Source organism: uncultured Romboutsia sp., from assembly GCF_958366745.1.
In the GTDB taxonomy this organism is placed as follows: Bacteria; Bacillota; Clostridia; order Peptostreptococcales; family Peptostreptococcaceae; genus Romboutsia; species Romboutsia timonensis.
In genome coordinates this window covers 1-9,516 of record NZ_CATXCO010000080.1, presented here as the reverse complement: position 1 = coordinate 9,516, position 9,516 = coordinate 1, and the positions used below count along the sequence as shown (strand labels likewise).

General features: G+C 30.0%; 8 protein-coding genes. All 8 read right to left on the bottom strand.

All coding sequences use genetic code 11. The features are described 5' to 3' along the window. The coding region (gene ftsW / locus Q5F54_RS07000) for a putative lipid II flippase FtsW (RefSeq protein ID WP_302334147.1) at positions 1-1,083 on the bottom strand (1,083 nt) is incomplete at its 3' end. 34 nt (positions 1,084-1,117) lie between these two features. After that, the gene (murD, locus tag Q5F54_RS06995; RefSeq protein ID WP_281538407.1) at positions 1,118-2,476 is read right to left on the bottom strand and encodes a UDP-N-acetylmuramoyl-L-alanine--D-glutamate ligase; all 1,359 of its coding nucleotides are present in this window, start codon (positions 2,474-2,476) and stop codon (positions 1,118-1,120) included. Between the two features lie 16 nt (positions 2,477-2,492). Next, entirely contained in the window at positions 2,493-3,464 is a 972-nt protein-coding gene (gene mraY, locus Q5F54_RS06990; RefSeq protein WP_143023162.1) for a phospho-N-acetylmuramoyl-pentapeptide-transferase, read from the bottom strand. A 38-nt stretch (positions 3,465-3,502) separates the two neighbouring features. After that, positions 3,503-4,876 carry a UDP-N-acetylmuramoyl-tripeptide--D-alanyl-D-alanine ligase gene (murF, locus tag Q5F54_RS06985; protein WP_288525550.1) on the bottom strand — a complete coding sequence of 458 codons (1,374 nt, stop codon included), beginning with the start codon at positions 4,874-4,876 and terminating at the stop codon, positions 3,503-3,505. Positions 4,877-5,030: 154 nt separating this feature from the next. Continuing rightward, positions 5,031-7,010 carry a stage V sporulation protein D gene (locus Q5F54_RS06980; RefSeq protein WP_071119599.1) on the bottom strand — a complete coding sequence of 660 codons (1,980 nt, stop codon included), beginning with the start codon at positions 7,008-7,010 and terminating at the stop codon, positions 5,031-5,033. 16 nt (positions 7,011-7,026) lie between these two features. Next, positions 7,027-7,392: a hypothetical protein gene (locus Q5F54_RS06975; protein ID WP_281538409.1), complete on the bottom strand. Its 366-nt coding sequence runs from the start codon at positions 7,390-7,392 to the stop codon at positions 7,027-7,029. Positions 7,393-7,765: 373 nt separating this feature from the next. Then, entirely contained in the window at positions 7,766-8,701 is a 936-nt protein-coding gene (rsmH, locus tag Q5F54_RS06970; RefSeq protein WP_277231922.1) for a 16S rRNA (cytosine(1402)-N(4))-methyltransferase RsmH, read from the bottom strand. Positions 8,702-8,720: 19 nt separating this feature from the next. Continuing rightward, positions 8,721-9,464 (bottom strand): prolipoprotein diacylglyceryl transferase, encoded by a 744-nt coding sequence (gene lgt, locus Q5F54_RS06965; RefSeq protein ID WP_288525552.1) that lies wholly within the window; start codon positions 9,462-9,464, stop codon positions 8,721-8,723. Positions 9,465-9,516: the final 52 nt, after the last annotated feature.

Genomic DNA, 9,516 nt, shown 5'->3' with positions numbered 1-9,516 from the left:
ACTCATAAATATAATAAGTGAGGTTCCTCCATAGCTTATAAATGGCAGCGCCACTCCGGTAACTGGCATTGATGAAGTTGCTACTGCTATATTTAATGCTGCTTGAATTCCTATTTGAGCACCTATACCTATTACAACCATACATGTAAATATATCAGTGCAATTTAACGCTATTCTTACACACCTATATACTAGTATAACAAATAACATTATTACTACTGCACATCCTATAAGTCCTAATTCTTCACCTATTATTGCAAATATAAAGTCATTTTGTGGCTCAGGTATGTAAAACCATTTTTGTTGACTTTTTCCAAGACCCATTCCAAATAACCCTCCTGAGCCTAATGCATAAAGGCCTTGTATAACCTGGTATCCATTACCTAATGGATCTTGAAATGGATCTAAGAATGATAATATACGTTTTAATCTATACTCAGATGTAAGGGCTAAAAGTAAAAATAAACCAACCCCACTTCCAAACATAGCTATAACAAACTTCATATTAAGACCTGCTACAAATATCATAACAAATGTAACTAATATTATAGTTCCTGCTGTAGACATATTTGGTTGAAGCATTATTAAAGCAAAGAATAACCCAGGAACTATAAGAATAGGCAGAACTCCTTTTGTTAAAGACTTCATGTAATCATATCTTTTTTCTATAAACTTTGCTGTGATTATAATAGTAGCAAACTTTGCAATTTCTGCTGGTTGTATAGTAAATGCTCCAAATCCTAACCAACGTCTTGCACCATTTGCTTTTATACCTAATGGTGTTAATACCAAAAGTAATAGTATAACTGATACTATTCCTATTGCTTTAGCATTTTTCTTCCAAAATCTATAATCTATATTAGATATTATAATCATAGATATAAATCCTAAAGTAGCATAAATAGCATTTCTTTTTAAGAAGTAATAAGAATCATTGTGTTTAAAAGCAGATTGAACAAAACTTGCACTAAACACCATAATGATACCTATAAATACTAAAGTCATAGTTGTATAAAATATTACACTATCAAATTCTGTTTTAGTACTCTTATCAATTTGTTTTTTTAAAGCTTCTTTGGCCATTATAAAGCTTTCCCTCCATTCCCTAGATAAGAGGTTACTTTAAATTGTTTACATTATCTTTGAAGTCAATACCCCTTACTTCAAAACTTTTATACATATCCCAACTTGCACATGCAGGTGATAATAAAACTACATCACCATCTTTAGCAATTTGGTAAGAAGCATTTACTGCTTCTTTCATATCTTTTACTACAATTATATTATCAAACCCTTTATTTTGAGCACACTCTTTTATCTTTTGTGCTGTTTCACCTAGTAAAACTAATGCATATACATTTTCTTTTGCTGCATCTAAAAATTCATCAAAACTACTTTGTTTATCCATACCACCAGCTATTAATACTATAGGCCTATTATAAGATTGAACAGCTTTTATACTTGAGTCTGGATTTGTAGCTTTTGAATCATTTACAAACATTACTCCATTTAAGTTTCTTACAAACTCTTGTCTATGCTCAACTCCAGCAAAAGTTTTTAATACTTCTCTTATAGTATCTATATCTATATTAGATACATATGCTATTGCTGCTGCAGCCATACAGTTTTCTAGATTATGGTCACCAGGAAGACTAAGTTCATCTCTATTTAAAAGTGTAATTTTTTCATTTATATTCACAATGATATTTTTATCTTCATCTAAATATATTCCACACTCTAAACTTTTTTTCCTAGAAAAGAATATTTTTTTAGCTTTTACATTATCTGATAAAGATCTTACATCTTCATCATCATAATTTAATACACAGAAATCTTTGCTATCTTGATTTTCAAATATTCTAGCCTTTGCTTCCATATAAGCTTCCATAGTATGATGTCTATTTAAATGATCCTCTGTAAAGTTTAGTATTGCACTTACATGAGGCTTAAAAGTAGCTATACTTTCAAGTTGAAAACTACTTAATTCTGTAACTAGTACAGAATTTTCATTAGCAACACCTACTGTATCTATTACAGGATTTCCTATATTTCCAACTATATAAGTATCTCTATTAGCCTTTTTAAATATTTCTCCTACTAAAGATGTTGTAGTTGTTTTTCCGTTAGTTCCTGTTATACCAATAAATATTGGATTTTTAGAAAGTCTATACGCTAATTCTACCTCTCCTATTATCTCTATATTTTTAGATTTTATCTTTAATATAAAAGGTAAATCTAATGGTACTCCTGGAGATACAACTGTCATATCTATATCATCTATATTTTCAGGGTGATGTCCTAATATATATTCTACATTGTTTAAATCAGAAAGTTCATCTAATATATCTTTTAACTTATCTTTATCTTTTATATCATTTACAACCACTTTTGCACCTAATCTATTTAGATGTTTAATTGTAGATACACCAGTTTTTGCTAAACCAACTAATAAAACTTTTTTATTTTTTAGATTCATTGTTTATACCCCCGAACTAAAATATTGCTATTATACCTATCCAAGCAAGCACTATAGTTACTATCCAGAATGTAAATACTACCTTAGTCTCAGGCCATCCACATTGTTCAAAATGGTGATGTATAGGAGCCATTTTAAATATTCTTTTTCCTGTTAATTTAAATGATGCTACTTGAAGTATAACTGATATAGCTTCTGCAAAGTATATACCTCCAACTAATGGTATTAAAAGTACACTGTTTGTAAGTATTGCAAAAGCAACAACTGCTCCACCTAAAGCCATTGAACCTGTGTCACCCATAAATATCCTTGCAGGGTATGCATTAAATCCTAAGAATCCTAAACAAGCACCAATAGTAGCCGCTGCTAATACAGCAACTTCTGTGTTTGCAACACCTGAATAAGATGCAAGTAACATAAAGAATGTAGATACTATTAATGTTATTCCTGATGCTAATCCATCTAAACCATCTGTTAAGTTAACAGCATTAACTGTTCCAACTATTACAAATATCATTATAGGAACATATAATGGCCCTAAATTTATTGCTATATCTGTAAATGGTACCATAAGCTGAGGTGCACTTGCAGATACAGTATATTGATAATTAGCTACATATAAAGCTAATCCAAATTGCATTACGATTTTTTGCCAAGGTTTTAGTCCCAATGATCTTCTCTTTTTTATTATTATGAAGTCATCTATAAAACCTATTAATCCAAATCCAAATATACATATAAGACCTATAACCATATCTGGTCCTACTTTACTTCTAGTAAGTCCTGTTATCAGTATAGCTACGATCATTAATATTCCACCCATTGTAGGTGTTCCATTTTTAGCTAAGTGTGTTTTCGGTCCATCATCTCTTACTGTTTGACCAAATTTAAATTTAGTTAACATAGGTATAAATATTGGACCTAATATAACTACTATTAGAAACGAAATCAACGATGTATAAGTAAGTTCTGTTATTCCTAACATAATATATATCTCCTCTCCCTTGTTGGCTATTTCTTTTATGATTATTTATTAAGATATTCTACTATTTTTTCTAATTCCATACCTCTAGATGCTTTAACTAAAACTACATCATCTTTTTTTACAAGTTCATCTATTTTTTCTATAGCTTCTTCTTTTGTATTAAAATGATGTATGTTATTTTCATTAAATCCTAGATCTTTAGCTTCTTCACATATAAATTTTGAGTCTTTTCCTATAGCTATTAGTACATCTGTATTATCTACGGCAGACTTTCCTACTAGACGATGTCCATATTCAGTATGTTCACCCATTTCAAACATATCTCCAAGTATAGCTACTTTTCTATTTTTGTATCTTCCAAGTATTTTTAAAGCAGCTTCCATAGAGTCAGGGCTTGCATTGTATGCATCATTAATTATTGTCATTTTATCATTTTTTATTATGTCTAATCTCATTTTAGTTGCTTTAAAGTTTCTTAATCCACATTTTATATCTTCTAAAGATATGTTTAATTCTCTTCCTACTAATATAGCTGCCATTGCATTATAAATGTTATGTTCTCCTACTGTAGGTATGAATATTTCTTCTTTTTTACCATCTATATAACAAACAAAAGTTAAATCTTCCTCACCCATCACATAACTTTCGCAGTATATATCATTATCTTTATTGAATCCAAATGTTTTTAATTTATACTCAAGATTTTTTCCCTTTAAAGTTCCTAAAAATTTATCGTCTCCATTAACAACCAAAGTATTCGATTCATTAAAATTAGTTGCTATTTCCATTTTAGCTTGTAGTATCCCTTCCTGAGACCCTAAGTTTTCAATATGCGACAAACCTATATTAGATATAACACCTATTTTAGGATTTACTATATTGGCTAAATATTCTATTTCTTTAAAGTGCGACATACCCATTTCTATAACTGCACACTCATAAGAGTCATCTAAATTAAATAAAGTTAAAGGAACTCCAAAATGATTATTTAAGTTACCTTGATTCTTTAGTGTATGAAATGTTGAAGAAACTGTAGCGTATATCATATCTCTTGTTGTTGTTTTTCCTACACTTCCTGTTACTCCTATATATGGTATATCAAACTTTTCTTTATAGTATTTAGCAATATCACCTAATGCTATTTGAGTATCTTTTACTTCTATTAAATTTATATCCGAACTATTTAATTTTATGCTACTACTTGCATTTTTTATGAATGTTTTACATCCATTTTCATATGCTGATTGCATAAATCGGTGACCATCTAAGTTTTCTCCTATTACAGCAACAAATACATTATCTTTGTTTGCTTTTCTACTATCTATAACTATGTCATTTATAGTGTCACTTTCATTTCCAATTACTAATTTACCTTTTGTAGCAATTGCTAGTTCTGATATCGTTAGACTATTCATACTCAATCCTCCTTATATTTTAATTTCTAACTATATTTTCTTAATAAAAGGCAATGTATAAATCCATATACATTGCCCCCCTTATAAATATCAACCTATTAATTATATACTATATTTATATATTTTTGAAGGTATTTCTAACTATATGTTACTTTTAGTTGTTAAAATAGAGCATTATGCTTGAGTTTTCATCTACTTTAACTCCTGGTTTAGGGAACATATCTACTACTTTTGAGCCTTCTGGAATTTCTATATCTGGATCCAAGTTAGCTTTTAGATTACTTTCTTCTAATATTTTAACTGCATCTTCTATAGCTAAATTTCTTATATCTGGCACTACCACTTGATTTTTTTGTAGTTCTTTCTTTTCTTCTTCAGTGTATACTGGTTCTACACCTAAATACGGTAACACCTCACTCATAATTTCCTTAATTATAGGACCTGCTGTTGTACTACCAAATGCACTTACACCAGTTGGTTCATCTACTATTGCAAGAACTACTATTTGTGGATCATCTGTTGGTGCTATTCCCATAAATGAACATATGTATTTACCTTGAGCATATCTACCATCTACAACTTTTTGAGCAGTACCAGTCTTTCCACCTATTCTATATCCTGGTATATATGCTGCATGACCTCCACCTTTACTAACAACTGATTCTGCTATTTTCATCATTCTATCAGCTGTATCTTCTGAAACTACCTGTCTTATCATTTTAGGTTCGATCTCTTCTATTACATTACCCTTATTATCAGTATATCCTTTTACTACTCTTGGCTGCATCATTTTTCCATCATTTGCTATTGTAGAAATTGCTCTTATAAGCTGCATTGGTGTTACTGATATAGATTGACCAAAAGACATTGTTGCAAGTTCAACTGGTCCCACATTTTTTTCATTATAAACTATACCTTTAGCTTCTCCAGGTAAGTCTATACCTGTTTTTTCCATAAAACCAAAAGCCTCTATGTAATCATACATTTTAGCTACACCTAATCGTTCTGCTACAGTCATAAATACAGGGTTACAAGAGTTTTGTACACCTTCTGCAAATGTTTGTTCACCATGTGGCCTGTAGTGTCTCCAACATTTGATTCTTCTTCCACCTATAGTTAAACTTCCTGTACAAGTAAATTTATCACTTTCTTTAACAACACCTTCTTCAATACCTGCTGAAGATGTTATCAACTTGAATGTAGAACCTGGCTCATATGTATCACTTACAGCTGGATTTCTCCACATTTGATAATATCCTTTTATCTTATCTTTTTCATCATATTTATCTAATTCTTCTTGGTAGTATGGATATATCGGAGTTCTAGAATCATTTGGATCATAATCAGGCTTTGATGCCATAGATAATATATCACCTGTTTTAGGATCCATAGCTACAACTGTTACCCTTTTTGCATTATTTAATTCGTATGCCTTCTGAACCGCCTTTTCAGTATAGTGCTGTATAACCTCATCAATAGTTAATATTAAACCATTTCCTTGTACTGGCTCATAATATTTTTCTAAACCTTGTGGAATCTCTCTACCTGATGCATCAGTACTTACAATAAGTTTTCCCGCTGTTCCTTTTAAATGCTTATCATATTGCATCTCAACTCCAGCTATACCTTGTGAATCTGCTGATGTATGACCTAAAACATACGCTGCAAAGTTTCCATATGGATAATATCTCTGATTATCTTCAGCTACCCATATTCCAGATATTTTAGCCTCTCTTATTTTACTTGCTTTTTCATCATCTATCCATCTTTGTACTTTTACTAATGCCATGTTCTTTTTTGATATTGATTTGTATACGTCGTCATATTCTTTCCCTAATATTTCAGCTACTTGCTTTGCTGCAGCTTCTTTATCTTTTACTTCTACTGGTTTACACCATACTGTATATTTTGTAATACTTACAGCTATTTCTTTCATATTTCTATCATATATAGTTCCTCTCTTAGGTTCTATAGGTATTTCCCTTGTTTGTTGATCAATAGCCTTAGTACTTAACCAATCCCCTTTTATAATTTGAAGATATCCAGTTCTAAACGTAAGTGCAAAAAATAAACCACATGCTAGTATAAGAACAAGCACTAATCTTTTCTTACTCATTCGTTTTATCTTTTTCAAGTTTCCCCCTCCTTTTTTAATTCTCTACTTCGATATATCTAATTTGGTTTTTCTTAAGATAATCCATATTAAGCTCTTCTTTCGCTTTTTCTTCTATTTCTCTTATAGAACTATTTGTATCTACTTTCGCTTTTAACTCATCTAACCTTATTTCCTCCTGTCTTAGCTCTTTTTTTAAGTAATATATATCATATTTAAGATTACCCACAACTGAGTATCCACATATATTAATAATAATTATTAAAAAACAAACTATGATTAATCCAAATCTTAATATTACTTTTTTTACCTTTCTATTTTTTCTCTTTTTATATTTATTCTTCTTTTCTTTTTTATATTCATTTATGTTTTTAACTTTATCAGTTTTAATCTTCTTTTTCATTTATCCACCTCTGTATACTCTAATTAGTTATATATTTGTGATAAATGCTAGATGTCCCTTTTAAAAGTTTTAGAAAAATTAACACAGAATATCTTATCAATATCTAAAAATTTTAAACTATATATTAATTCATGTTATATATTAGATTTTAGTGTAACATTTACATAACCTTAAGCGACATATAAGTTAAACATTTTATAAAACATACGATATGCTTCGGACACATCCATTGCTTAAAGTCGGCTTCACCAAAATCAAAGTGTATAAAAAGTGCTTAATTCCTTAAATGATATATTTTTATATATTAAAAGAGGTTATATAAAATAATTCAATTACTTTACATAACCCTCTTTAATATATCACTATATTTTAATTATATTCTCTCTGCTACTCTTAATTTAGCACTTCTTGATCTTGGATTTTCCTCTATTTCTTCTTTACTTGGAAGTATAGGCTTTCTAGTTATAACCTTCACTAGTGATTCTTTATCACATTGACATATAGGTAAATGTGATGGACATACACAGTCTAATGCTAAGTCTCTAAATTCGTTTTTTACTATTCTATCTTCTAATGAATGGAAAGTTATTATACAAACTCTTCCTCCTTCATTCATTATAGAAACAGCATCATCTATCATCTTTGTTATGACTCCAAGCTCATTGTTAACCTCTATTCTTATAGCTTGGAAAGTTCTTTTTGCAGGATGTGGACCATCTATCCTTGCTTTTTTAGGTATTGCTTTTTTTATAACTTCTACAAGTTCTCCTGTAGTTTCTATTGGTTTTTCTTGTCTTTCATCTACTATGAATTTGGCTATACGTTTAGCCCAGTTATCTTCTCCATAATCTTTTATTATTTTAGCTAACTCTTCTTCACTGTAGGTATTAACAACATCGTATGCAGAAAAGTCACATCTTACATCCATTCTCATATCAAGTGGAGCATCTTGCATATATGAAAATCCTCTATCAGCTTCATCTAATTGATGAGATGATACACCTAAGTCAGCAAGTACTCCATCTATTTTATAAACTCCTATTTTTGCTAGTTCTTCCTTTATATTTTCAAAATTACTGTGAACAAATCTAACTCTATCGCTATACTCACTTAATCTTTCTTTTGCAGTAGCTATAGCATTTTTATCTTGATCAAATCCTATAAATAATCCCTTATCAGATAGTCTTTTAACTATCTCCTTAGAGTGTCCTGCTCCTCCCATAGTACAGTCTACATATACTCCGTCAGGCTTTATATTTAAGTTTTCTATGCACTCATTTAAGAGTACGGACACGTGATGAAATTCCATTTTAATTCTCTCCTTGTTTTTATTCTTTTGTTTTATTATTTTCTTTTTTAGATAAATATATATGTGCAATTATAGCACCAATAACACCAACTAAACTTATAACTTGTGCCATTCTTAATGGTCCTATCATTAAACTATCAGTTCTAAGTCCTTCTATAAAAAATCTTCCTAAAGAATAAAGACCTATATAGTATACTATAATTTTACCTTCATATTTCTTTTTCTTTCTAAACATCCATAAGAATACAAATATTAATGCATCCCATATTGATTCATATAAAAATGTTGGATGCACTTTTACTCCATCTACCATAATTCCCCATGGTAAATTAGTTGGCCCTCCATGAGCTTCTTGGTTTATAAAGTTTCCCCATCTTCCTATAGCTTGCGCAAGAGGCATACCTATCATAATAGTATCTGCCATTTTTAAGAAGTTAATTTTCTTAATTTTAGTAAATATATATCCTGTAAGTAGTCCAGCAATTAATGCTCCATGTATTGCCATTCCTCCACCTCTAAAATTAAGTATCTGAGATGGATTTTGAGAATAATATCCCCAATTAAATAAAACATAATATAATCTTGCACCAAGAAGTCCCATAGGTATAGCTATTATTGCTAAATCAAGTACACTATCTTCACTAATACCAACTCTCTTAGCTTCTTTTAGAGCTATAATTGTTCCTAGTATCATTCCTGATGCCATAAGTATTCCATACCACATAACATCTATACCAAATATACTAAATGCAACTCTGTCCATTTATACACCTCTATTTTTTAAATAATTTTTTAAAAAATCCTTTAGATTTTTC